At 69.3% G+C, this 23850-nt stretch carries 21 protein-coding genes and 1 riboswitch; of the genes, 6 read left to right on the forward strand and 15 right to left on the reverse strand.

Going from position 1 to position 23850, the window contains the following annotated elements:
- Positions 1-10: 10 nt before the first annotated feature.
- Positions 11-763: a hypothetical protein gene (locus tag H590_RS0109380; protein ID WP_028703348.1), complete on the forward strand. Its 753-nt coding sequence runs from the start codon at positions 11-13 to the stop codon at positions 761-763.
- Here H590_RS0109380 and H590_RS0109385 read toward each other — a convergent pair.
- From H590_RS0109385 to H590_RS0109395, 3 genes are all read right to left on the reverse strand, one after another.
- A complete protein-coding gene (locus tag H590_RS0109385; RefSeq protein WP_084149413.1) occupies positions 753-2108 on the reverse strand; it encodes a cutinase family protein in 1356 nt (451 codons plus the stop codon). The two genes, H590_RS0109380 and H590_RS0109385, sit on opposite strands and share 11 nt — an antisense overlap.
- A gap of 64 nt (positions 2109-2172) precedes the next feature.
- Positions 2173-2634: a YbhB/YbcL family Raf kinase inhibitor-like protein gene (locus H590_RS0109390; protein WP_028703350.1), complete on the reverse strand. Its 462-nt coding sequence runs from the start codon at positions 2632-2634 to the stop codon at positions 2173-2175.
- 162 nt (positions 2635-2796) lie between these two features.
- On the reverse strand, positions 2797-5391 hold the full coding sequence (locus H590_RS0109395; RefSeq protein WP_028703351.1) for a DEAD/DEAH box helicase: 2595 nt from the start codon (positions 5389-5391) through the stop codon (positions 2797-2799).
- 192 nt (positions 5392-5583) lie between these two features.
- On the opposite strand from H590_RS0109395, the gene H590_RS0109400 reads away from it, so the two are divergent.
- Entirely contained in the window at positions 5584-6249 is a 666-nt protein-coding gene (locus H590_RS0109400) for a beta/alpha barrel domain-containing protein (protein WP_028703352.1), read from the forward strand.
- 25 nt (positions 6250-6274) lie between these two features.
- Here H590_RS0109400 and H590_RS0109405 read toward each other — a convergent pair whose 3' ends face one another.
- Positions 6275-7198, reverse strand: coding sequence for a carboxypeptidase-like regulatory domain-containing protein (locus tag H590_RS0109405; protein WP_126412654.1), 924 nt, complete (start codon positions 7196-7198; stop codon positions 6275-6277).
- A 114-nt stretch (positions 7199-7312) separates the two neighbouring features.
- Here H590_RS0109405 and pgi point away from each other — a divergent pair, with 114 nt between their 5' ends.
- Complete coding sequence (gene pgi, locus H590_RS0109410; protein ID WP_028703354.1) at positions 7313-8995, forward strand: glucose-6-phosphate isomerase; 1683 nt, start codon at positions 7313-7315, stop codon at positions 8993-8995.
- A gap of 93 nt (positions 8996-9088) precedes the next feature.
- Here pgi and H590_RS0109415 read toward each other — a convergent pair whose 3' ends face one another.
- From H590_RS0109415 to H590_RS17355, 6 genes are all read right to left on the reverse strand, one after another.
- The gene (locus tag H590_RS0109415; protein WP_071161736.1) at positions 9089-9916 is read right to left on the reverse strand and encodes an ABC transporter ATP-binding protein; all 828 of its coding nucleotides are present in this window, start codon (positions 9914-9916) and stop codon (positions 9089-9091) included.
- Positions 9913-10737, reverse strand: coding sequence for an ABC transporter ATP-binding protein (locus tag H590_RS15935; protein ID WP_051238412.1), 825 nt, complete (start codon positions 10735-10737; stop codon positions 9913-9915). Before H590_RS15935 ends, H590_RS0109415 begins: the two co-directional genes overlap by 4 nt.
- Positions 10730-11596, reverse strand: a complete 867-nt coding sequence (nikC, locus tag H590_RS0109425) for a nickel transporter permease (protein WP_051238414.1) — start codon at positions 11594-11596, stop codon at positions 10730-10732. The genes H590_RS15935 and nikC overlap by 8 nt, the downstream gene beginning before the upstream one ends.
- Positions 11593-12495, reverse strand: coding sequence for an ABC transporter permease (locus H590_RS15940; protein ID WP_051238415.1), 903 nt, complete (start codon positions 12493-12495; stop codon positions 11593-11595). Before H590_RS15940 ends, nikC begins: the two co-directional genes overlap by 4 nt.
- A gap of 68 nt (positions 12496-12563) precedes the next feature.
- Positions 12564-13316 (reverse strand): ABC transporter substrate-binding protein, encoded by a 753-nt coding sequence (locus H590_RS17350; RefSeq protein ID WP_051238418.1) that lies wholly within the window; start codon positions 13314-13316, stop codon positions 12564-12566.
- Positions 13317-13345: 29 nt separating this feature from the next.
- Positions 13346-14047: an ABC transporter substrate-binding protein gene (locus H590_RS17355; RefSeq protein WP_051238421.1), complete on the reverse strand. Its 702-nt coding sequence runs from the start codon at positions 14045-14047 to the stop codon at positions 13346-13348.
- A 174-nt stretch (positions 14048-14221) separates the two neighbouring features.
- A riboswitch (cobalamin riboswitch) is annotated at positions 14222-14419 on the reverse strand.
- A 154-nt stretch (positions 14420-14573) separates the two neighbouring features.
- Here H590_RS17355 and H590_RS0109440 point away from each other — a divergent pair.
- Together H590_RS0109440 and H590_RS15950 are read left to right on the forward strand one after the other, a co-directional pair.
- Positions 14574-15239 carry a SanA/YdcF family protein gene (locus tag H590_RS0109440; RefSeq protein WP_051238422.1) on the forward strand — a complete coding sequence of 222 codons (666 nt, stop codon included), beginning with the start codon at positions 14574-14576 and terminating at the stop codon, positions 15237-15239.
- Between the two features lie 449 nt (positions 15240-15688).
- A complete protein-coding gene (locus tag H590_RS15950; RefSeq protein WP_036981838.1) occupies positions 15689-17032 on the forward strand; it encodes an MFS transporter in 1344 nt (447 codons plus the stop codon).
- Between the two features lie 134 nt (positions 17033-17166).
- On the opposite strand, the gene H590_RS0109450 is transcribed toward H590_RS15950, so the two are convergent.
- Positions 17167-17979 (reverse strand): aldo/keto reductase, encoded by an 813-nt coding sequence (locus tag H590_RS0109450; protein WP_028703358.1) that lies wholly within the window; start codon positions 17977-17979, stop codon positions 17167-17169.
- Between the two features lie 286 nt (positions 17980-18265).
- Between H590_RS0109450 and argS the strand changes: the two genes are divergently transcribed.
- A complete protein-coding gene (argS, locus tag H590_RS0109455; protein ID WP_028703359.1) occupies positions 18266-19936 on the forward strand; it encodes an arginine--tRNA ligase in 1671 nt (556 codons plus the stop codon).
- Positions 19937-20119: 183 nt separating this feature from the next.
- Here argS and ppgK read toward each other — a convergent pair whose 3' ends face one another.
- The 4 genes from ppgK to H590_RS0109475 form a co-directional block, all read right to left on the reverse strand.
- Positions 20120-20950: a polyphosphate--glucose phosphotransferase gene (gene ppgK / locus H590_RS0109460; RefSeq protein WP_028703360.1), complete on the reverse strand. Its 831-nt coding sequence runs from the start codon at positions 20948-20950 to the stop codon at positions 20120-20122.
- 11 nt (positions 20951-20961) lie between these two features.
- Complete coding sequence (locus H590_RS15955) at positions 20962-22434, reverse strand: PH domain-containing protein (RefSeq protein WP_084149416.1); 1473 nt, start codon at positions 22432-22434, stop codon at positions 20962-20964.
- Positions 22435-22505: 71 nt separating this feature from the next.
- Positions 22506-22994: a PH domain-containing protein gene (locus tag H590_RS0109470; RefSeq protein WP_028703361.1), complete on the reverse strand. Its 489-nt coding sequence runs from the start codon at positions 22992-22994 to the stop codon at positions 22506-22508.
- 114 nt (positions 22995-23108) lie between these two features.
- Positions 23109-23849, reverse strand: a complete 741-nt coding sequence (locus H590_RS0109475) for an IclR family transcriptional regulator (RefSeq protein ID WP_036981840.1) — start codon at positions 23847-23849, stop codon at positions 23109-23111.
- Between the last annotated feature and the right edge of the window lies 1 nt (position 23850).

The raw sequence follows: 23850 nt of genomic DNA on the forward strand, positions 1-23850 counted from the left end.
CAGTGACTGCGTGTTCGAACTTCTGGCCGCCGCACTGGCCCTGGGCATTGCCGGCTTCGACCCGCTGGGTTCGGTGGTGCTGGTCGCGGCCCTGGGCCTGGGCGCCCGGCGAGCCGGGGTCATCGCGCTGGGTGGGGTCTCGGTGGGCACCTCCCTGCTGCTGGCCCTGGCGGGAACCTTCGGGCTGACCGAGCTCGCCCGGCGGATGGGCATCCACCCCCCGCACATCCCCCACCCGGTGTGGCTGGTGGCGATCGCCGCGGTCGGACTGGCCCTGGTGATCTGGGGGATCGTCTACCTGCGTCAACGCTCAACGCCCCCCGGCAGCGGAGACGACGGCGTCGACGGTGACGGCGGTGAACCCGAGCAGGCCACCGATCAGCGGGCCGGCGGACGGGCCCGTCCCCGGTCCTCCAGCGCGCGCGCTCTGGCGCTGAGCGGCCTGCTGGTCGGACTGTCCTCGCTGGCCGATCCGGCCTTCTGGGCGATGGTGGTCCACGCCGCACGCTGGACGCGCCGGTCCTGGACGATCACCGAGGCGCTGATCTGGGTGGTGTGCAGCCACAGCCTGCTGATCACCCTGGTGGTGGTCTATCTGGTGGTCGGTGCGACACGGGTCGAACATCTCGTCGGCGAGGTCACCGGCTCCCACGCCACCGCGGTGCGACGGCTCGTCGGCATCGCGGCGGTCGGGTTCGGCGTCGTCCTGCTGATCGACGTCGCGGTGGCGATGACCACCGGGTCGTGGTGGTTCAGTCTGTGAGGTCCCGCTCGACCGGCACCCGTCGGCGTCCCGACCTCCGGACCCCGACCAGCACCCCGCCGGCGATGCCCAGCGCCAGGCCGACCAGTCCGGCGCCGATCGCCACCAGCACCTGGGGACGCCCCCACGATCCTGACTGCACCCCGATCGTCTGACCCCGCGGCACCGGCCGACCCTTGGATGCGGCCGCACCGACCGCATTCGCCCGCGCGGCGACGGCGTCCAGGGTGGCCCTGAGCACCTGCGGGGTGTAGCGCCGGTGCACCACCAGACCCGACTGCAGTTCGGAGTCGAGGGTGGACTGCATGGTGAGGATTCGCGCCATCGCCGGCGCCGCGTCGCACACCGGGTCCCCGGCCAGGCAGATCGAGAAGGTCCCCGGATATGCCGTCGCCGGTATCAGAGCCTGATGGTCGGCGATGTCGGTGCGCGCCGCCGACATGTCGAAGGATCCCTTGTGGACGTCGATCGTGGTCTGGATGAGAGTCCTCACCTGGGCGCCGCGGTTCTCGCCGGCGGTGCCGACCTGTCCCCTGAGGTAGTACAGCAGGGCCGCCAGCCCGATCGAGTTGAGCGGGGCCGTCCCGGAGAGCTCCTGGACGTTCTGGCCCGGATGATGGTCGGGATTGCCGGCCAGGATCGCCCCGGCCAACCGGGTGCTGACGTCGGTGCGGGCCAGCGCCTCGGTGATCGCCTGGGCACCCTGGGAGAATCCGGCGAGCACCACCCACTCCCGGGGGCAGCGCTTCGACTGGCTGGTGAGCAGGGCCGACAGCCGCGTCGCACCGGTGGCGGCGGAGTCGAAGTACTCGGTCGAGGGCATCGTCTGGTCGAACAGCAGGGAGCTCATCGAGGCGTTCCGCAGGGTCAGCGGGTCGGACGCCTGGTAGTCGAGCCAGACCTGACGGACCGTCCCGCGCCCTTGCCATCGACTCGCCAGGGCGTCGCGGATGCCGGTGATGGTGGTCCCGTAGGGGGCCTTCTCACCGGAGCCGCGCACCCCCACGAACATCAGTGAGGCGCAGGGCTGGCTGGACGCCCTGGCCGAGGACACCGGCACCCCTCGCCACCCCTTGCCGGACGCCGCGCCGGCCCCGACCGCAGAGGGCCGGGCTGAAGAGGATCCAGATGGGGATGCCCCGGTCGAGGACGCAGGGGCCGGCCCGGCCGGGGAGTCCTGGGCGACCGAGCTGCCCGAACCGCCCGAGCTGTCCGAGCCACTCGAGTCGCCGGGGTCGGCGGCGGCCGCCGGGGCGGCGAGCAGACTCAGTGCCAGCACCAGACTGATGAGTCGAGCCGGCTTCCCGAGGTGGTGGTGCAGCAGGGAGTGCAGTCGGGAAGCCATGGCCCCAGTCAACCAGTCGTCGCCAGCGCTACCCGTGTCGGTCCCAGAGGAGCGGTGGGAGTCCTCAGTCGACGATGAAGGTGCCCGTGATGCTCGTCGAGTCCAGCTCGCTGGTGCGGATGGCGAACCGGACCTGCACATTGGCGGCGTCGTCGGGTGCCGCTAGCCGTGCGGTCGGCAGGGCGTGGACGGTGTGGATGTAGCGGTGCGCCGGACCGGGCGGCGGGAAGGGGCCGGAGTAGCCGTCCTCCTGGGCGTCATTGACCCACTGGCGCGCACCCGACGGCAGCGGACCGCCCTCGGGAATCTCGGTGACGTCGGCCGGGATGTCGGCGAGGATCCAGTGCCAGAATCCCGACCCGGTCGGTGCATCGGGGTCGTAGATGGTGATGGCGTAGGACCTGGTGCCCTCCGGTCCCGGTGTCCAGGACAGCTGGGGGATGACATTGCTGCCGCCCACATTGGGGTGCGCGTAGGTCAGACCGATCGGCTCGCCGTCGGTGATGGAGGTGCTGGTGAGTTCCATGTCGACTCGTCCTTCCTCGTGGAGTGGGTCCCATCCTGCCGCCTGGACCCGCGGTTCGCTCGGACAACCGGCTCATCGGGCGCTGCGGCTCCGGCGGTTCGGCCCGGACCGGCCCGCTCCGGGGAGATCCGCACCGGATCAATCAGGTCAGTGCTGTTTCTGTCAGTCCATCCGGGCGAAGGCCCGGGTCCGCAGGACGAGCTCGTCGGCGTCGTCGCACTCGTCGAGATCCACCGTGGCGGCGATCGACCAGTCGTGGTTGCCCTCGGGATCGTCGATGATCTGGCGCACCAGCCAGATCCGCGAACCGCCCCGGCCGGACTCCTTCTCGACCATGAACAGGGCCGGGGAACGGGCGTCGGGCCCGTCGTTGAGCTTCTCGTGCTCGTCCCAGTAGGCGCCCAGGGCGTCCTCCCAGTCGTGGACCTTCATCGGGGAGCCCTCGGGCTCCAGGGCGGCCAGTCCCTCGAAGTCGTCGTCGGCGGCCAAAATCACCTTGCGGAACATCGCATTGCGCAGCGCCACCGTGAAGGCCCGCCGGTTGGAGGTGAAGGTCCGCACCGGACGGACCTCCTCGGCCCCCTCCTCCTCGGGTGGATGGGTCAGCGCCTCCCACTCGTCGATGAGGGAGGAGTCGGTGGTGCGGATCACTTCCCCCAGCCAGGCGACGATGTCGGCCAGATCCTCGGTCTGCTCGGCCTCCGGCACCGTCTGACGCAGCGCCCGGAAGGCATCGGTGAGGTAGCGCAGCACCAGCCCCTCGGACCGTTGCACCTTGTAAAAGGCGCAGAACTCGCCGAAGGTCATCGCCCGCTCGTACATGTCGCGGACGATCGACTTGGGGGACAGGGCGTCGGCCGGCACCCACGGGTGGGAGGGCGCGAAGATCTCGAACAGGGCGTCCAGGGTCTCGGCCAGCGGCTTGGGCCACTCGACCTCCTCGAGGGCGTCCATCCGCTCCTCGTAGTCCATCCCGTCGGCCTTCATCTCGCCGATCGCCTCGCCGCGGGCCTCGTGCTGCTGGGCGAAGAGCAGGGTCATCGGGTTGTCGAGGGTGGCCTCGATCACCGAGACGACGTCCAGGGCGTGGTTCTCGGACTCCGGGTCCAGGGTCTCGATGGCCTCGGCGGCGAAGGAGCTCAACGGCTGGTTGAGGGCGAAGTCCTCCTGCAGGTCCTCGTTCATGGCGTAGCGGCGCCCGCCCGGGGTCGGCTCGTCGAGCCGGTGCACCACCCCGGAGACCAGCAGAGCGTGGCCCAGCTGGAGGGACCGACGGTAGAGACGGCGTCTCTCCCGCGGGTTGCTCGTCGCCCCGTCGATGAGGTGCTTGGCGGCGACCACGGTGTCCTCGTCGCGCGACAGCAGGTTGAGCAGCATCGCGTCGGTGATCCGCATCCGGGCGTGCAGGGTCTCGGGGGTCGAGTCGATGAGCTTGCGGAAGGTCTCCTCGTCGTAGTTGACGAACCCGTCGGGGGCCTTGTGCTTCTGGATCCGGCGGGCCTTCTTGGCGTCCCCGCCGGCCTTGGCCAAGGCCTTGGCATTGGCGACGACGTGCTCGGGAGCCTGCGCGACGACGTAGCCGACGGTGTCGAACCCGGCGCGACCGGCCCGCCCGGCGATCTGGTGGAACTCGCGGGACTTCAGCACCCGCATCCGGGAGCCGTCGAACTTGGTGAGGGCGGTGAACATCACCGTGCGGATCGGCACATTGATGCCGACCCCCAGGGTGTCGGTGCCGCAGATCACCTTGAGCCGTCCCTGCTGGGCCAGGGTCTCCACCAGACGCCGGTACTTCGGGAGCATCCCGGCGTGGTGGACGCCGATCCCCGCCGTGATGAACTTGCGGACCGTCGAGCCGAACCCCTTCGAGAACCGGAAGTCGGCGATCTCGGCGGCGATGGCGTGGCGCTCCTCGGTGCTCACCAGCTTCATCGAGGTGAGCGACTGGGCGCGCTCCAGGGCGAGCCGCTGGGAGGGATGGACGATGTAGACCGGCGCCTTCCCGTCGTCGACCAGGTTCGCGATGGTGTCGTGGTCGGACTCCATCGACCACTCGTAGAGCAGCGGGACGGGCCGGGTCACCCCGGTGATGATCTCGGTGGGCCGTCCGGTGTCGGTGGTGAGGTTCTCGGCGAGCTGGGAGACGTCGCCCAGGGTGGCGCTCATGATGATCTGCTGGGCCTGGGGCAGCTCGGTGAGGGGCACCTGCCAGGCCCAGCCGCGGTCCGGGTCGCCGATGAAGTGGAACTCGTCCATCACGACCTGGTCGACCGCGGCGTGACGGCCCTCGCGCAGGGCGATGTTCGCCAGGATCTCGGCGGTGCAGCAGATGATCGGGGCGTCGGGGTTCACCGAGGCGTCGCCGGTGACCATTCCCACCCGGGCGGCCCCGAAGATCTCGCACAGGGAGAAGAACTTCTCGCTCACCAGGGCCTTGATGGGGGCGGTGTAGTAGGAGCAGCCGCCGCCGGCCACACAGGCGAAGTGGGCCGCGGTGGCGATCAGCGACTTCCCCGACCCGGTCGGGGTGGTGACGATGACATGGGAGCCGGTGACGATGTCGAGGATCGCCTCCTCCTGGTGCTCGTACATCTCCAGGCCGTCGGCGGCGACCGCCCTCTCCAGGTGGTCGATCGCCATGTCCGGATCGATCGCCCGGGCGCCGGGGGAGTCCCAGCCGCGGGGACGCTCCCCCCGGTCGGTCTCGACAGGGGGACGGCCGTCGACCATGTCATCGAGTGCCTCGGCCAGTCGCACGATCTCTCCTCAGGGTTGCCGCACAGGGTCTGGCCCACGCTATCGGACCCGTCTGACAGGAACGTCCGGGAGGGGAGAGTGGCAGAGGAGAGAGGACCGGGGAAGAGGCGAGCAGCGGGCACGAGAGAGGGAACCGCGGAAGGCCCCGGACACCCAGGGTCGGTTTGGGCCCGCCGAGCGCGCGTCGGCATGATGGGGGCCATGAGTTCTGATCCGGCGCCGACGGTGGAGCGCCTCCCTCTCCCCGAACCGGTGCTGGCCTCGCGGATCGTGGCGGTGCTGCCCGATGTCGCGGCCGCCGACCTGTTCGCACCCGTGGAGGTGATGGTCGAGGAGGGGATCAAGGTCTTCAGCCTGCCGGCCGGGGATCTCGAGAGGTTCACCACGGTGACCTCGGTCTTCGGGGCCCGCGCCAGTTTCGCGGTGCACGGCGTCATGACGATCGACGAGATCGACCCGCTGGTGGCGGCCGGGGTGTCGATGTGTCTTCCGGTGGCTGCCGCCCCCGAGCTGCTCGCCGAGCTGCGGGCCGCGGGGATCGCCGCCGCCCCCGACGCGCTGACCCCCATCGAGGTGAGGGCGGCCTGGGCGGCCGGCGCCGACGCGGTCCAGGTGATCCCGGCCGATCTGGGCGGGGCGACCTACGGGGAGAGCCTGGCGGCGCTGGCTCCGGGAGCCGTCTGCGTGCCGCGTGGCGGTGTGGGGAGTTACGCGATGCGCAACTGGCTGATGGCCGGCGCCCCGGCGGTCTGCTTGGACGACACCCTGGTCGGCGACGCCTGCCGCGGCGGCACCCTGCCCTCCCTGCGGGAACGGTGCCGTTCCGTGCTGGCGGTCATCACCGACATCCGGGCCTGAGGGCCGGCAGCCCGGCTCTCCGGGTTCAGCTGAACAGGTCGTTGGCCCCGTCGGAACTGCCCTGGTGGGGGTCCCGGCCGTGCCGGATCCGGTGGATGAGTCGCGCCAGCGCCCGGATCACCCAGCCGATCAGCGCCAGGGCGACCAGGCCGCCCAGGACCACCAGGAAGATGCCGACCGCCCGGCGTCCACCGAAGGAGTCCAGCACTCCTGGCGGGGTCGCCGTGCCGCTGGAGGCGGGCAGTGATGCCGCTCCCGGGCTGGGGATATCCGAGGTCCCTGCACCCGCAACATCGGTCGAGGAGCTGTCGGGGACGGCCTCGGCGTCCTGACCGGCTGTCTGCGTGTCCGTCGGCTGGGGCGAGGGGGACGACGGGGTGGCGGCGCCGGCCACCACCGTGAACCGCCACTGCTGACTGGTGGCGCGGTACCGGGTGTCGCCGACCAGACTCGCCCGGATGGTCGCCGGCCCGCCCGCGGTGCCGAGGGGCACCTGGAGGGCTGCGGTGAACCGGCCCTGGCGATCGGTCGCCGAGAAGGCCCGGGGGACGTCGGAGAAGGATCCCTGGATGGCGATCGAGGCGCCGTCGACGGGTTTCCCGTCGGTGCGGGTCAGGCGTCCGGCGATGCGGATGACGGTGCCGGGGGCACCGCTGGAGGGAGTCATCGTCGCGGCCAGCCGGGCCTGAGGAAGTTCCCGGGTCGGGGCGGGTGGGTCCGCCGGCAGCGGCGCCCGGGCCACGAGACGGGCCGGGGCCCGGTGAGGGGCGGCGATGACACGAACGGGAGCTGCGGCGACGACACCGGCTGCGGCGACACGCACAGAAGCTGGGTGAACGGAGGCGGCGGCCGCGCGGTCACTGCCCAGAACAGACCCTCCCCAGGCCAACGACATCGCGACGACGGCGGCCGCCATTGCCATGGTCACCGGCCTGCTGCCTGCGCGCATCGACTCTCCGTCCTGGCCCCTGGACCCGGCCGGCCGGTCCCGGCCGCCTCCGATCACGGTTCGTGATCAGGATAGTGGGCGTGATCTGCCCGGCCATCTCCTAGTGTGGGACCCATGCAGACACCGGTTGATGTCACCACCACCCCCGCCTGGGCAACGCTGGCCCAGCTTCAGCCCACCATCATCGACGGCCCCCACGTGATGCGCCGCTGGTTCGACGCCGACCCCGGACGATCCGAGCGTTACACCTTCTCCGCCGCCGATCTCCACGTCGACCTGTCCAAGAACCTGCTCACCGACGAGGTCCGCGACGCCCTCCTCGAGCTGGCCGATGAGGTCGGCATCGCTGCACGCCGCGACGCCATGTACTCCGGTGAGCACATCAACGTCACCGAGGACCGGGCCGTTCTGCACACCGCCCTGCGGCGTCCCGCGGGCGACTCGCTGACCGTCGACGGGCAGGACGTCGTCGCCGACGTCCACGAGGTCCTCGACCGGATCTACGCCTTCGCCGAGAAGGTCCGCTCGGGCCAGTGGGTGGGAGCCACCGGCAAGCCGATCCGCACCGTCGTCAATATCGGCATCGGCGGCTCCGACCTCGGTCCGGTGATGGCCTACGAGGCCCTCAAGCCCTACGTCAAGGAGGGTCTGGAGTGCCGTTTCATCTCCAACATCGACCCCACCGACGCCGCCGTCAAGACCGCTGATCTGGATCCCGAGACCACCCTGGTGATCGTGGCGTCGAAGACCTTCGGCACCCTGGAGACCCTCACCAACGCCCGCTGCGTGCGCGCCTGGCTGCTCGACTCCCTGGTGGCCTCCGGGGCGATCGAGGACACCGATGAGGCCCGCAGCGCCGCCGTCGCCAAGCACTTCGTCGCCGTCTCCACCGCCCTCGACAAGGTCGCCGCCTTCGGCATCGACCCGGCCAACGCGTTCGGCTTCTGGAGCTGGGTCGGCGGCCGCTACTCGGTCGACTCCGCGGTCGGCACCTCCCTGGCAGTGGCCATCGGGCCCGAGGGATTCGCCGACTTCCTGGCCGGCTTCCACTCCATCGACGAGCACTTCGCCACCGCCGACCCGGCCCACAACGTCCCGCTGCTGATGGGTCTGCTCAACGTCTGGTACGTCAACTTTTGGAAGGCCGAGTCCCACGCGGTGCTGCCCTACTCGCAGTACATGCACCGCTTCCCGGCCTACCTCCAGCAGCTCACCATGGAGTCCAACGGCAAGTCGGTGCGCTGGGACGGCACCCCGGTGACCACCGCCACCGGTGAGGTCTTCTGGGGGGAGCCCGGCACCAACGGCCAGCACGCCTTCTACCAGTTGATCCACCAGGGCACCCGGCTCATCCCGGCCGACTTCCTCGCCTTCGCCAACCCGACCCATCCCACCAAGGACGGGACGGTCGACGTCCACGAGCTGTTCCTGTCGAACTTCTTCGCCCAGACCGCCGCCCTGGCCTTCGGCAAGACTGCCGAGGAGGTGCGCGCCGAGGGGACCGCCGAGGCCATCGTGCCGGCCCGGGTGTTCCCCGGCGACCGCCCGACCACCTCGATCATGGCCGCCGAGCTGTCCCCGAAGGTGCTCGGCGAACTCATCGCCCTCTACGAGCACATCACCTTCGTGGAGGGTGCGGTGTGGGGGATCGACTCCTTCGACCAGTGGGGTGTCGAGCTCGGCAAGAAGCTCGCCCTCCAGGTCGCCCCGGCGGTCTCCGGGGACGACGCGGCGCTGGTGGCCCAGGACTCCTCGACCCGGGGTCTGGTGACCTGGTACCGCCAGCACCGGCACTGAACCCCCTGTGTGCCCCTGCCGGACGTGCTGTCCGGCAGGGGGCGACCCGGGCCTGCCCGGCGCTGCCCTGGCCGGGGCTCTTCGGGATCCGACTCACCCGGTGTGGGTGCGGAACAGGTCCACCAGCTCCCGCGTGTAGGGGTCACGATCGGGCGAGAGCAGGTCCGTCGAGGCGCACTCGTCGACGAAACGGCCCGCTCTCATCACGATCATCCGGTCGGCGAGGAACCGTGCCGCTCCCAGGTCATGGGTGATGAAGAGCATCGCCACCCCCAGCTCCTCGCGCAGATCCTTCAGCAGGTTGAACAGCCGCGCCTGGATCGACACGTCGAGGCTGGCGGTGGACTCGTCGAGGATCACCACCTCGGGCTGGTCGCTGAGCGCCCGTGCGATCGAGACCCGCTGCAGCTGTCCGCCGGACAGGGATCCGGGAAGCCGGTCGAGGAGGTCCGCCTCCAGGTGCACCTGCCGCAGCAGATCCGAGGCCAGCTCACGGCGTCCCACCCCTCGCTCGGCCATCAGCCGCCGGAGGGTTGCGGGCTGGCAGTCCAGCGGTTCCAGCAGCGACCCGATGATCGGGATCCGCGAGTTGAAGGATCCGCTGGCGTCCTGGAGGACCACCTGCATCCGGCGACGCTGGTCGCGGTGGTTGCGGCCGCGCAGGGCGGTGATCTCTTGGGATCCGATCCACACCCGTCCCGAGGCCATCCGCTGGACCCCCAGCAGGCAGCGCGCCAGGGTGCTCTTGCCCGATCCGCTCTGGCCCACCAGACCCGCGCACTCTCCCCGGGCGATGCTCAGCGACACCCCGTCCACCGCGGTGAGCCCGTTCCGGTAGGTCATCGTGATGCCCTCGGCCCGCAGCGCCGGAGTCGCGGCCGACGTCGATTCCGGGGCTGTTGCAGCGGTCTCGGCACTCATGAGGCCTCCTCGGTGGAGTCGTCCGGGTCGTCGAGGACCGGCAGCCGGTCCAGATCCCGGTCGACCATCGGGACGGAGGCGAACAGGTTGCGGGTGTAGGGGTCCTGCGGATCGGCCACCACCTTCGAAGTCGGACCGGTCTCGACGATCCGGCCGCGGCGCATCACCGCGATCCGGTCGGCGCGGGCGGACACGCAGCGCAGATCATGGGTGATGAACAGCACCGCGCACCCGGTGGACCGCCTCAGATCGTCCACCCTCTCGAGGACGTCGGCCTGGGTGGCGGCGTCCAGGGCGGTGGTCGGCTCGTCGGCGATGAGCAGTTTCGGCCTGCCCATCAGGGCGGTGGCCAGCACCACCCTCTGGAGCTGACCCCCGCTGAGCTGGAAGGGATACCGCTCGGCGGTGATCAGCGGATCCAGCCCCACCCTCTCCAGGGCGTCTGTGATCCGGCCGCGGCACTGCCCCCGGCTCAACCTCTCATGGACCCTCAGGGCCTCCGTCATGTGCGCACCGATCCGGTAGTAGGGGGAGAAGGCGGCACCGTAGTTCTGGAAGACGTAGCAGATGCTGCGCCCCAGTTCCCGGCGGAGTCGTCGACGGCCGGCGGTCAGCAGATCCAGATCCCCCAGCCGCAGCGCCTCGGCGTTGCGGTGCAGGGAGCGGGGCAGCAGGTCGCCGATGGCATGGGCGGAGATGCTCTTTCCCGAGCCGCTCTCCCCGATGACCGCGAACCACTCGCCGGCGTCGACGGAGAAGGAGACGCCGTGGACGATCTCGCGGTCGGCGGTGCCGATGGTCAGTCCGGACACCTCAAGCATGGGACTCTCCTGTCTGGTCGAGGGAGTACCTCGCGCTGAGCCGGTCTCCGGCCAGGCTGGTGAGGATGACGACCAGGAAGATCGCCATTCCCGGGGCCAGCATGAGGATGGTGGTGCGGGTGAAGTAGGCCCGACCCTCGCTGAGCATCGCCCCCCACTCGGGGGAGGGCTGGGGCACGCCGAGTCCCAGGAAGGACAGCGAGGCCACCAGAAGCACGATCTTGCCGACATCCAGGGTCGCCAGGGACAGCACCGGGCCCACCACATGGGGATTGAGGTGGCGGGTGATGGTGCGGGTCCTCGATGAACCACTGACGGCCGAGACCATGAAGTAGTCCTGGGTCTTCTCCTGGATGACGATGGACCGGACCAGTCGGGTGTACCCCACCCACTTGACGACGACGACCGCCAGCACGAGGTTGAGGAAGCCCGGGCCCATCAGCCCGGTGAGGACGATGGCAACCACGTACTCGGGGAATGACATGAAGGCGTCGGACACCCTCATCGTCACCCAGTCGGTCCCCCTGCCCAGATATCCGGAGTAGAGCCCCAACGGGACTCCGACCAGCACCGAGGCGGCGAGCGCCACCAGGGCGATGCCGACCGTGGTGCGTCCCCCGGTGAGCACCCGCGACAGGACGTCGCGGCCCAGTTGGTCGGTGCCGAGCAGATGGTTGGCACTGATCGGCCGAAGGCTCTGGCCGAGATCGACCAGATAGGGGTCGTGCGGAGCCAGCCAGGGCCCCGCAAGGACCACCGCCAGCAGAATGCCGGCGGCGATCAGCAGCGGCCGGGCGGATCCGGAGCCGGTCCTGCGGGCCGATCGGGCCGATCGGGTCCGTGACAGGAGTGTTCTCATGCCCGGGCACCTCCCTTCAGGCGCACCTCGGGGCTGATGAGGCGGTAGGAGAGGTCGACGAGCAGGTTGATGGCCAGAACAGCCAGGCCGATCACCAGCACGAACCCCTGGATGACGCTGTAGTCGCGGCGGGTGACGGCCTCGACGGCCAGCTTGCCCATCCCGGGAAGACCGAAGATGGCCTCGACCACCACCGATCCCGACAGCAGACTGCCCAGGCTGACCCCCATCATCGTCACCACGGGGATGAGGCTTCCGCGCAGCACGTGGCGGGAGCGGATGATGCCGAAGGGCACTCCGCGGGACCGCGCCGAGCGGACGAACTCCTTGTTCACGGTCTCCCCGTAGCTCTGCCGGTAGATCTTGATGAACGGCGGCGCGATGGCCGCCGCCAGGCTGACCGTCGGCAGCACCAGCCCCAGACCCTGGTGCCAGCCGGAGGCGGGAAGGAGGTCGAGGTCCACGGCGAACCACTGGATCAGCAGGAGCCCGAGCCAGAAGGTCGGCATCGACGCGGCGACGTAGTTGAACATGCTGACGGCCCTGTCCGGCCACCCTCCCCGGAAGGCCGCCGAGACCGTTCCGAGCAGGATCACCAGGACGAAGGTCAGCGCCAGGGCCGAACCGGCCAGCAGCAGAGTGGCCGGCAGGGTCTGGGCGATCTCGGCGGCGACCGGCTGACCGGTCATCACCGAGGTGCCCAGGTCTCCGTGCAGCAGCCCGGTGAGGTAGTGCCAGTACCGCACCGGCAGCGGATCGGTGAGACCCATCTGCTCCCGGTAGGACTGGATCTCGGACTGGCTCAGAGCCACCGTGTCGACGCGCAGCATGGACAGCGCGGCATCTCCGGGGGCCAGGGCGACGATGAGGAAGCTGGGCAGGGTGATCACCCAGACCATCGCACCACCTCCCCGGCCTTCCGGAGGATCGCGGACAGCTGGTCAGGCACGGGCCAAGTCCTTGGTGATCATCGGGTACTCGAACTCATTGGGAGGGTGATCCAGCCGGTCACCGAGGAGTCGTAGGCCGCTGTCTCGTTCGGGGAGACCAGGTATGTGTTGTAGTACTTGTCGCGCACGGTGGCGGCGATCCTGCGGGCGATCCCGGCCCGCGGCTTCTCCCCGACCGTCGTGTTGTAGGAGCCGATGAGGGAGGTGACCGCGGGGTCGTCGAGGGAGCCGTGGTTCTGCGCTCCTCCGGGGGCCAGCGAGCCGTTGACGAAGTAGGACCCGTCTCCTCGCGTGATGGTGTTCACCGAGTAGGTGGCGACGTCCCATCTGCTCCTGTTCTGGGTGAGGTACTCGTCGATGTTGTCGGCGGTGACGATCTTGAAGGAGATGCCGACTCGGGAGGCGGCGTTCTCCAGGACCTGCGCCATCTGAGGCAGCTCCGGTCGGGCGACATAGGTGACGATGGTCATCGAGATCGGCTTGCCGGAGTCGGTGACCTTGCCCCCGGAGACGCTCAGGCCGGCGGCGGAGAAGTGGGCGAGGGCCGCGGCGGTGCCCTTCTGGCGGGTCGGGCCGGGTGCCGGTGAGATCTCGCGTTTGCCGGGGAAGGGGTTGTCGGTGGCGACCCCCTGGCCGCTCATCACCGTTCTGGTGATCGAGTCGCGGTCCATCAGGGCATCGATGCCGCGTCGGAACTCCAGGTTCTTCCACAGCCGGGCGTTGGGGCCGGCGTAGTTGTGGATGAGGTGGTAGACGCGGGTGCCGGGCACCGACTCGACGGTGAACTTGGAGTCCTTCTTCAGGGCGTCGAGGCTCTCGGTGGAGGGCCGGTAGATGAGATCGGCCTCCCCCCGGACTGCAGCGCGAGCAGGCGGGCGTTGGCGTCGTCATTGGCGGTCATCGTGACGTGGGCCAGCTTGGGTCGCCCGCCCCAGTACTGGTCGAAGCGGCTGAGCTTGGTCTCCCCTCTGATGTCGAAGGAGTCGATCTCGAAGGGCCCGGTGCCGACCGGGACCTTCACCCCCGCGGCGGTGTCGATGATGGCGGTGTTGAAGTGCACGAAGTCCGAGGGCAGTCCGGGATGGCGCTCGGTGGTGTGGATCCTCAGGGTCTGGCCCTGGGTGCTCATCGAGGCGATCGGCAGCAGCTTGGCGACGCCGGGGTTGACCTTGCGCGCGCGCTCGATGTTCTTCCTGACCTCCTCGGCGGTCAGGGTCTTGCCGTTGTGGAACTTCACCCCGTCACGGATCGTGGAGGTCCAGTTCTGGCCGTCCTTGCTGTCCCACTTGGTTGCCAGCGAGGGTTTCAGGGTGCTCGTCCTGGGGTCGAGAGCGACGAGGGTCTCGACCGCGCCGGAGTTGAGGGTGAAAGCCGCCTGGACGAGATGGGGGTCGGTGGTGTTGGCGGCGATGACGGTGACGAAGTTGAGGGAGTCCTTGGTCGCTGACTCCTCATCTCCCGGTACGGAGCAGCCGGTCATGGCGAGTGCCACGGCGACCACGGCTGCTGCGATTCTGGGGAGTTTCGTGGGGCTGGTGCCTCCTCTGGACGTCGCAGACCTGTCCGTCTGCTGGGTCGGATCCTCCGCGGCGGTGCCGGGCGGGGATCGGTTGAGGCGTGGCTCCATCGGGAGCCGGCAGCATCCAGTCCATGTTCGTCCCTCCATCGCCGTGGATTGATGAGCAGCGCGCAGGCAGTTCTCCTGGCTCCAGATCGACGGCCGTCCTCGCCTTCCCGGTGCTGGAGCACCAGTGGCGTGATGAGGACGGCCTCCCTGTCACAGTGGCGGGACCGCTCCGGTTTCTCACCGGATTCTCTGTTGGGCTCGGGGGACCGGATGATCCCCATGAGCACCTGCGCGTCATTGAGTTGTGGGCCATGAGCCTACTGGTGGCTCCCGACGGCGCGGCACCGGGGTCCGGCCGATCGACGTCGGGCCGATCTGTGTGAGGACAGGCAGGGTGGGCACAGGCAGGGCGAATGGTCGACGTCGGGCCGGGCTGTTCGTGCGCCGTAGACTTCAGGCCATGGCGACTCGGACACGTTACCGATGGCTGAAGCGCGGGGTTCTCGGTGGTGTCGGGCTGGCAGCGCTGGTGCTGGCGGGCCCCTGGGCGCTGGCCGAGGGGCTCTCGGTGGGCCGGATCCACGAGACGGGCGACGTCCCGAAGGAGGACGTCGCCATCGTCTTCGGGGCCGCGGTCCACTCCGACGGCACCCCCTCCGGATACCTGCAGGGACGCCTCGACCGGGCGGCCGATCTCTACGAGGCCGGTCGGGTCCGGGCCATCCTGGTCTCCGGCGACAACGGCACCGAGCACTACAACGAGCCCGACAACATGAAGGCCTATCTGGTCGGCACCCGGGGGATTCCCGCCGTCAAGGTGGTGACCGACTACGCCGGGTTCGACACCTATGACACCTGCGTGCGGGCCCGCAAGATCTTCGGGGTGCGCTCCGCGGTGCTGAGCACCCAGGACTACCACCTCATCCGGGCGGTGGCGACCTGCCGGATGACCGGGCTGGACGTCCAGGGGGTCGCCGACCATCCGCCGCGCAATCGGGTCTGGTGGTACGGCTGGAGCCGCGAGTTCGGCGCCCGTCTCAAGATGGTCTGGGACGTCGTCTCCCAGCGCACCCCCACCCTCGGCGACCGGGAGGACGGCGTCTCCAAGGCACTCGCCGTGCGCTGACCGCTGGCGTCGATCGCTGCGGGGTGATTGGCGCATGTCGATAGAAGTCGTGTCGATGGACGCCGTGTCGATCGAGGCGGGGCGTGGCACCACCGGGGAAATTCACACGTTGCGATGTGATTTTCACATGATCAATTGATGCACAAGAGTGCACGAGGCGCTGTCGGCGAGGCCCCGCCCGGCTCCTCGGCGTAGCGTTCACGGCGTCGTGCAGGTCATCGGGGACTTGACTGGGACAGCTCCCGAGACCGCACGGTTCGGGTCGCAGGCCCGATGATGTGCCCTGAGAGGGAGGCGCTCGACCACGCCGTCCCGCGGCCCGGCCGCGGACGACCGCAGATGTCCAGTGCACACCCGTCGAACACTCGCACTCTCACCCACACCAGATACACCTCTGCACGTCAACGAGGAGTGTCGCCGCGAAGGCGGTGGAAAGGGATGAGAGTCGGATGAGTGCTCGCAGTACCGGGGGATCGTGGGGATTCCTCGAACGACAGGGGATCGCCAGACACCTTCTGTGGGGGTTCATCGCGGTCATCCTGTTCCAGACCGGCAATGGCATGGAGCTGGGCTTCTACTCCCGCTTCCTGCAGGACGCCAAGGGACTGACCGCCGGACAGGTGGCCTTCATGACCGCCGCCTACGGCATCGTCATCGCGATCGCCTCCTGGTTCTCCGGGTCGCTCGCCGATGCCTGGGGATCCCGCCGGGTGATGCTGCTGGGCCTGGTCGCCTGGCTGGTCTTCGAGCTGGTCTTCCTGTGGGGCGGCGTCACCACCGGCACCTACTGGGTGATGGTGGTGGGATATGCGCTGCGCGGCTTCGGCTATCCGCTGTTCTGCTACGGCTTCCTCGCCTGGGTGACGATGGACACCCCCGATGAGCACCTCGGACGAGGGGTCGGCTGGTTCTGGTTCGCGCAGTCCCTCGGGATGGGCGCCCTGGGTGCCTACATCCCCAGCTGGTTCCTCATCCCCGCCTTCGGCGAGATGGGCACCCTGTGGATGTCCTTCGTCTTCGTGATCGCCGGCGGACTGCTGGCCATTCTCCTGGTGCGTCGTCCCAAGGAGCTCCAGACTGCTGCGGACGCTGCCGGCGCCCCCTCGGTGACCGAGACCCTCGGCGGTCTGGTGCGCGGCGTGACGATCCTCGGCGAGCACCCCAAGACCGCCATCGGCGGCGTCGTCCGAATCATCAATCAGGCCGCCTACTACGGCATTCCGGTGTTCTTCGCGCCGTGGATCGTCGGCACCGTCGGGATGAGCCAGGAGAAGTGGCTCACCGTCTGGGGCACCCTCAACCTGGCGAATGTCTTCGCCAACCTGGCCTTCGGCTACATCGGCGATGCAATCGGCCGGGTGCGCACGGTCGCCTGGTTCGGTGGTGGGGGATGCGCCGTCGCGGTCTTCCTGATGTGGTGGTTCCCCAGCCTCTGGGGCGCCAATGTGGCTGCCGAGATGGTGGCCGGGATCCTCTTCGGGATCGGCCTGGCGGCCTATGTGCCGCTGTCGGCGATCATGCCCCTGCTGGCTCCCGACCGTCGTGGCTCGGCGGTGGCCATCCTCAACCTCGGCGCCGGGCTGTCGAACTTCGTCGGACCGGCCCTGGTTCCGCTGGCCGGACCGATCGGGGTCGGCGGCCTGATGATTCTCTACGCCGTGCTGCACGTGGTCGGCGGCGGCATGACCTATCTGCTCGAGCCCTCGAAGAAGGACGGCGGCAGCGGTGCGACCGGGGCAGGGACGGGGCCGAGGTCGTCGGCGCCGGTGAGTCCCGAGCCCGTTTCCAGGTGAGTTCCGGGGCTGTGCTCGGATGAGTCCAGAGCCCGTCGTCAGGTGAGCCCGGGGTAGTCATCTCGGCGTGAAGTGAGCCCCCGTGAGTCGATCGACTCACGGGGGCTCACTGTGTGGCCACTGGCCCTTCAGACTCAGACCTCGAGGGGGTCTCCGCCGAGCCTGACCCCGGTGTCCACGGCGTCGATCCTGGCGATCTGGTCGTCGGTCAGCACGAAGTCGAAGACGTCGAAGTTCGAGGCGATCCGCTCGGGGGTCACCGACTTCGGGATGACGACGGTGCCCGCCTGCAGGTGCCACCGGATGATGACCTGAGCCGGCGTCTTGCCGACCTCCTGGGCGATCTCGACGATCACCGGGTTGGCGAGGTCCTTGGACATGCCCAGCGGGCTCCACGCCTCCGGGCGGATGTCGGCGCTCTGCAGGGACTCGCGGAAGGCCTTCTGGGAGAAGGTCGGGTGCATCTCGATCTGGTCGATGGCGGGGGTGGCGCCGTTGAGGTCGTCCAGGTGCTCCTGGTTGAAGTTGGAGACGCCGATCGACAGGGCCAGGCCCTCGGCCCGGAAGGCCTGCATGGCGTCCCACGCCTCGACGAACTGGCCCGGGTACTTCACCGCCGGCCAGTGGATGAGGTACAGGTTGACGTGGTCGAGGCCGAGCTTGGTGAGGCTGGTCTCCAGAGCCTGGCGGGCGGCGTCCTTGCGGTGGCTGCTGTTCCACAGCTTGGTGGTGATGAAGAGCTCGTCGCGCGGGACCCCGGAGGTGGCGATCGCACGGCCGACGCCCGCTTCGTTGCCGTAGATGGCGGCGGTGTCGATGTGCCGGTAGCCGGTGGCCAGAGCGGTGGAGACGGACTTCTCGGCGATGTCATCTGCGACCTGCCAGGTGCCGAACCCGAGCTGGGGAATCGTGCGACCGTCGTTGAGCGTGATGTTGGGGACTGCCATCTGGAACCTCCGTGAGTTGCTGGTGTTGTCCATCCAGATACAACACCACCACCTCCCGCAGATGTTCCACGCTGTCGGCCCGGCGTCGGTCCACCCCTTCTTCCCCACGCCCTTCCTCACGCTCTTCCTCACGATGCTCGCGAAGTTCGACGATGCTCGCGCTATAGCGCGAGCATCGTCGAACTTCGCGAGCATCGTGGATGTCTGGGGGTGGATGTCTGGGGGTGGACAGGGCCGGGCTGGGAGGGGGGGACGTCTCCGGGGGCCCTGTGGGAGAATGCGGATCATGTCGTCTCTGCCCTCTCAGCTGGCTGCCCGCATTGAGTCCGTCACCGGGGTCGACCCGGAACTGCGTCCGGCCACCAAGCCCCAGTTCGGTCACTTCCAGTCCAATGTGGCGCTGCGCCTGGCGAAGTCGCAGGGGCGCCCGCCGCGCGAGGTGGCCGCCGACATCGTGGCCACGCTGGACGCCGCCGACCTGGTGGAGACCCCCGAGATCGCCGGCCCCGGTTTCATCAACTTCCGGCTGCGCACCGACCTGCTGGCCCAGGCGGCCTCCGAGCTGGTCGCCGATCCGCACGCCGGGATCGCCCAGGCCACCGATCCCCAGCGGGTGGTCATCGACTACTCGGCCCCCAATGTCGCCAAGCAGATGCACGTCGGCCACCTGCGCTCGACCATCATCGGCGACTGCTTCAACCGGGTGCTCACCGCCCAGGGCCACACCGTCATCCCGCAGAACCACATCGGCGACTGGGGCACCCAGTTCGGCATGCTCGTGCAGTACATCGTCGAGCACAAGGTCGACGTCTCCGCCTTGGATCTGGCCGAGACCGAACAGCTCTACAAGGACTCCAAGAGGCTCTTCGACGCCGATCTGGACTTCGCCGACCGGGCCCGCAAGCGGGTGGTCATGCTGCAGAGCGGCGACCCCCAGACCCGGTCCATCTGGACCTCCCTCATCACGGTCTCGCTGGCCGGGTTCAACCAGACCTACGCCCGCCTCGGCGTCCTGCTCACCGACGACGACCTGGCCGGGGAGTCGATCTACAACGACGATCTGCCCCGGGTGGTCCAGGAGTTGGAGGCCGACGGGCTGGCCAAGGAGGACGACGGCGCGCTGTGCGTCTTCGTCAAGGGCGAGGACGCCCCGATGATCGTCCGCAAGAAGGACGGCGGCTACGGCTACGACGCCACCGACCTGGCCGCCATCCGCCGCCGGGTCGGCCAGCTGAAGGCCAACCGGATCATCTACGTCACCGATGTGCGCCAGCACCACCACTTCGACATGGTCTTCGCGGTGGCCCGGATGGCCGGCTTCCTACCCGACGACGTCACGGCCGAGCACGTCGGCTACGGCATGGTGCTGGGCCCCGACGGCCACCCCTTCAAGACCCGCGACGGCGGCACGGTCTCACTGGCCAGCCTGCTCGACGAGGCCGAGGAGCACGCCGCACCGAACATCGCACTGGCCGCCATCAAGTACGCCGACCTGTCCAACGGTCTGCAGAAGGACTACGTCTTCGACGCCGAGCGGATGGTCCAGACTACCGGCGACACCGGCCCCTACCTTCAGTACGCCCACGCCCGGGTCTCCCAGATCCTGCGCAAGGCGGCCGCCGAGGCCGATCCCCAGGTGGATCCGCAGGTCGACCTCGCCGGCCTGGACTGGGGCACCGTGACCGTTCTCGAGGAGCCCGCCGAACAGCAGCTGGCGCTGCTGCTGTCCCGGTTCGGGGAGACCGTCGAGGTGGTCGCCCACGACCTCACCCCGCACAAGCTGTGCACCTACCTCTACGACCTGGCCGGGACCTACTCCTCGTTCTACGAGAAGTGCCCGGTACTCAAGTCCGAGGGTCAGGTGCGCTCCTCCCGGCTGGCGCTGTGCGCCGCGACCCGGCGGGTCCTCGGCAGCGGACTCAATCTGCTGGGGATCGACGCCCCCGACCGGATGTGAGATCCCTCGTCGACAGCAGGTGACCAGCGGCGGCCCGGGTGATCCCGGGCCGCCGCTCAGTTCTTGCTTGCGACTTTGGTTCTTGCTTTCGGATCAGTCCTGCCGGCCGGCGCAATCCGTCCCGTCGGCAAGCATGCCGACTCGGCCTGCTGGTTCAGTTCCTCCCGACTCAGGTTCCGCAGCTCAGTCCTGCCCGCCGGCCGCCCGGATGGCCTCCTCGGCCGCCTTCTTGGCGGTGGCCTGGTTGACCGAGTCGGGATGGTCCATCCGCCAGTTGGCCTGCCAGGCCGCCCCGATGATGCCGGCCCGGTTGAGCAGGGTGGCCGGGACGATCGGGGTCTCGAGCTTGAGGTACTTGAAGAACCGGGCATGGTCCTTGCTCACCCCGCCGCCCACCACGAACAGGTCGGGGGTGAAGAGCATCTCGACCACCTCGTAGTAGCGCTGGAGGCGCTTGGTGGCCCAGTCCTTGTAGGACATGTGCTTCTTGTCCTTGACGGAGGACGCGGCGCGCTTCTCGGCGTCGTACCCGTCGATCTCCAGATGCCCCAGCTCGGTGTTGGGCAGCAGGATCCCGTCATTGATGATCGCGGTGCCGATGCCGGTGCCCAGGGTGGTGAGGATGACGACCCCGGGGACCCCCTTGGCAGCCCCGAAGTGCACCTCGCCGAGGCCGGCGGCGTCGGCGTCGTTGACGACGGTCACCGGGCGTCCGAGCTTGTCGGAGAGGTAGTCCTCGGCGTGCAGGCCGGCCCATCCCTGGTCGAGGTTCGCGATGAAGGGGATGACGCCGTGGCGCGTGGGGGCCGGGAAGGACACCCCGACCGGGCCGTCCCCGATGGAGTCGGCGAAGTGTTCGATGATCTCCCGGATGACGGCGGCGACATTCTTGGGGGAGGACTTGTCGGGTGTGGCGATGCGCAGCCTCGGCTCCGCGATATCGCCCGCCTCCAGGTCGACGGGAGCTCCTTTGATGCCAGATCCGCCGACGTCGATGCCCAGCACTGTGCTCATGTCAGATCACACTACTGGAGCGGAGGCGTCGGCGTCTCACGAGGATCGTCCGCCGATCCCGACAGTGCGGCGGTCTCGGCGCGTCGCGCGGCCCGGCACCGGTCCATCTCGGTGAGGAGCAGCTCGCGGGTGTCGCCGGCGTCCAGATGGCGGCACGACAGCTGGACGGGTCCGGCAGGGATCTGGATACTCAGATCGGCCAGCCGAAGACGCCTCTGGAGCGGCCCCTGGTGCAGGCGGGTCGACTGCACCCGGGAGTGCGGGACCACCGCCCTGACCCGGGTGAACAGGCCGTGCCGCGCCACGATCACCCGGTCGTCGAGACCCCACCAGAAGGTCTGCCGGTCGAACCACCGCAGCCATCGGGCCCGGCGCGGAATCGGGTGCAGGTCCACCGAGTCCATCTGGAAGCCGGGCCACAGGGCGGCGACGGCCCTCGCCACCTGGTCGGCGGTGCCCATCGGCAACAGCACCTTGGCCTCCAGCACGTCCGCCTCGGCGAGGCCGCCGAGAACCGTGACCTCGACCTTGTGCAGACCGGTGAGACGCCACAGCAGCGGCTGGCTCACCGCGATTCCCTGCACCCGGTGCACCGGCACGCTGCGGGTGGTCAGGGTGGTCATGCCGTGCACCACCTTGAGTCCGCGCGCCGACTGCAGCAGGGTGAAGTGCCAGTACTTCATCAGGGTCCCGGTGACCACCCGCACCGCCGCGACGACGGCGCCGACGACCAACGGGATGCTGACGACCTGCGCATCCAGCACCATCGGGACCACGATCCCGGCCGCGGCGAGCACCACGGTCCACAGGAAGTTGCCGGAGATGAAGGTGCCCAGGATGATCTGCCGGGGGGAGACTGCGGTGATCACCGACTCGTCGGTGCGCCGGTCGGCCCACACCGATCCCGGGGCCACCGGGGCGCCGACCTCGTCGGCGGTGGAGGTGAAGAAGTCGCGGAACCGGTAGGCGTCGGCCCGTGTCAGGTACTCGATGGTGTGCGCGCTGGACCCTCCGATGTCGATCCGCAGCCTGGCCAGCCCGACCAGGCGGGCGGCGAAGGGCTGGATGACGTCGACCGACTGGATCTTGGAGCGCGCGATCCGGTCCGAGCTGTGGATGATGAACCGGCGGTCGACGCGGACCTCCTCGTCATCGATCCGGAAGGTGGTGGTGCGCCACTGGAGGAAGCCGATCACGGCCTGGACGAGGGCGACCCCCAGCACCACGGAGGCCCCCAGCAGGATGTTGCGGAGGGACGGCAGATCCTCGGTGGACTGCCAGTTGTCGAAGGCCTGCTTGACCATCCAGGCGATGACGCCGACCAGCACGATCCAGCCGCGCAGGATCGGGGTCGCCCAGTGGGGACGCTGCTCCTGAACCCGGGAACTGTGCTCCGGGGAGGTGGTCTGAATCGGGAGACGCTGCTCCGGCGAGGTGGTCTGAATCGGGAGACGCTGCTCCTGTGGACCAGTCGGGGACGACATGTCGGGGCCCGGGGAGGGCTGGGCGTGACTCGGGGGGAGCGGGTCGGGAGTCGGGGACGAGGGGTTCGTGCTCACAGCCCGGCGTCCGCGGTCTCGGCGATGGCGGTGATCCGGTCTCGCAGCACGGTGGCCTCGGCGAGCGTCATCCCCGGGATGGCGGCGTTGCTGGAGGGACAGGCGGTCACCAGCTCCACCGAGGCCAGTCCGAAGTGGCGGTCGATGGGCCCGGAGTTGATGGTGACGCTCTGCATCCGGCCGTAGGGGACGATGGTGAGTCGGCGGAACCACGGCCCCGAGCGGATGCACAGATCGGTGCCGCGCTCGCACCAGCCCCAGGCGGCCACGATGGGCGTCATCCGGATCCATCGCCAGCCGGTCCACGCGATTCCGAGGACGCCGGCGGCCAGGCCGGCCCACCAGGTCCACAGCAGCCCGAGGCCGACCACCACGGCCACGGTCAGCAGTCCCCAGGTGAGGATGACGGACAGTCTCCTGACGGTCGTGTAGCGCGGCGAGACCGGTTGCCAGACCCCGCCCGGCGGGTCGAAGAGATCATCCATGGCCCTCACGCTATCGGTAGCGCCACAGCGGCCGGCCGCCCGGACCGATGGCGTCGCACCACCACAGCCGGAAGACGTCGGCGTTCCCCCGGGCTCCCGGCCCGGGTCAGCGTCTCAGACCCCCGCGACCTCCTCGCGGATGACGGCGGCCAGCCGCTCGTGGTTGGCGGTGATCTCGCCGATGAGTCCGCCCACCGACACGCAGCCGATCCCGCCGGGGTGGGCCGGGTCCTCGACGGTGATCCCGACCGCCCCGACCCCCAGCGTGACGTCCTCCTGGGAGAAGGCGTAGCCGTGGTCGCGCACCCAGGAGATGTCGGCGGCCAGCTCCTGGCGGCTCACCAGGGAGTTGTGGTTGAAGGGCCGGAAGGGGGCTCGCGACAGGTACTCCTCGCGCTCCCCGTCGTCCAGGGCGGCCAGCGCCGCACGGCCGGCCGCCCCGGCGTGCAGCGGAAGGGTGCGCCCGGGCCGCAGCACCAGGGCGTCGATGCCGGTGCCCTGGACCCACCGGATGCACACCGTCTCGTCGCCGCGGCGCACCGACAGGAAGGAGGTCATCCCGAAGGTCCGGGTGATGTTCGGCAGGATCGCGGTGATCGGCGCCCACTCCGTCATGGCCTCCCGGGCGCCGTCGGCCAGATCGGTCAGTTTGAGGGTGAGGCTGGCGGCCGACTCATCGCGGAAGGTGGCCAGACCGGCCTCCTGGAGTCCGCCCAGCAGCCGGTAGACGGTGGAGCGGGGGATTCCGGAGGCGGTGGCGATGTCGGCCGGGCTCATCTCGCCGTGCAGGGCCAGCGTCTCGACCACGGTCATCGCCTTGGCCAGGGCTCCGACGGGTTGTTCAGAGGTACTCATG

This window comes from Acidipropionibacterium jensenii DSM 20535 (assembly GCF_000425285.1).
Taxonomy (GTDB): domain Bacteria; phylum Actinomycetota; class Actinomycetes; order Propionibacteriales; family Propionibacteriaceae; genus Acidipropionibacterium; species Acidipropionibacterium jensenii.

What these genes read in the sequence shown, in the direction of transcription:
- H590_RS0109385 (WP_084149413.1), bottom strand. Translation starts at nt 2,108, where the DNA reads ATGGCTTCCCGACTGCACTCCCTGCTGCACCACCACCTCGGGAAGCCG.
- H590_RS0109390 (WP_028703350.1), bottom strand. Translation starts at nt 2,634, where the DNA reads ATGGAACTCACCAGCACCTCCATCACCGACGGCGAGCCGATCGGTCTG.
- H590_RS0109400 (WP_028703352.1), top strand. Translation starts at nt 5,584, where the DNA reads ATGGGGGCCATGAGTTCTGATCCGGCGCCGACGGTGGAGCGCCTCCCT.
- H590_RS0109405 (WP_126412654.1), bottom strand. Translation starts at nt 7,198, where the DNA reads ATGCGCGCAGGCAGCAGGCCGGTGACCATGGCAATGGCGGCCGCCGTC.
- pgi (WP_028703354.1), top strand. Translation starts at nt 7,313, where the DNA reads ATGCAGACACCGGTTGATGTCACCACCACCCCCGCCTGGGCAACGCTG.
- H590_RS0109415 (WP_071161736.1), bottom strand. Translation starts at nt 9,916, where the DNA reads ATGAGTGCCGAGACCGCTGCAACAGCCCCGGAATCGACGTCGGCCGCG.
- H590_RS15935 (WP_051238412.1), bottom strand. Translation starts at nt 10,737, where the DNA reads ATGCTTGAGGTGTCCGGACTGACCATCGGCACCGCCGACCGCGAGATC.
- nikC (WP_051238414.1), bottom strand. Translation starts at nt 11,596, where the DNA reads ATGAGAACACTCCTGTCACGGACCCGATCGGCCCGATCGGCCCGCAGG.
- H590_RS15940 (WP_051238415.1), bottom strand. Translation starts at nt 12,495, where the DNA reads ATGGTCTGGGTGATCACCCTGCCCAGCTTCCTCATCGTCGCCCTGGCC.
- H590_RS0109440 (WP_051238422.1), top strand. Translation starts at nt 14,574, where the DNA reads ATGGCGACTCGGACACGTTACCGATGGCTGAAGCGCGGGGTTCTCGGT.
- H590_RS15950 (WP_036981838.1), top strand. Translation starts at nt 15,689, where the DNA reads ATGAGTGCTCGCAGTACCGGGGGATCGTGGGGATTCCTCGAACGACAG.
- H590_RS0109450 (WP_028703358.1), bottom strand. Translation starts at nt 17,979, where the DNA reads ATGGCAGTCCCCAACATCACGCTCAACGACGGTCGCACGATTCCCCAG.
- argS (WP_028703359.1), top strand. Translation starts at nt 18,266, where the DNA reads ATGTCGTCTCTGCCCTCTCAGCTGGCTGCCCGCATTGAGTCCGTCACC.
- ppgK (WP_028703360.1), bottom strand. Translation starts at nt 20,950, where the DNA reads ATGAGCACAGTGCTGGGCATCGACGTCGGCGGATCTGGCATCAAAGGA.
- H590_RS15955 (WP_084149416.1), bottom strand. Translation starts at nt 22,434, where the DNA reads ATGTCGTCCCCGACTGGTCCACAGGAGCAGCGTCTCCCGATTCAGACC.
- H590_RS0109470 (WP_028703361.1), bottom strand. Translation starts at nt 22,994, where the DNA reads ATGGATGATCTCTTCGACCCGCCGGGCGGGGTCTGGCAACCGGTCTCG.
- H590_RS0109475 (WP_036981840.1), bottom strand. Translation starts at nt 23,849, where the DNA reads ATGAGTACCTCTGAACAACCCGTCGGAGCCCTGGCCAAGGCGATGACC.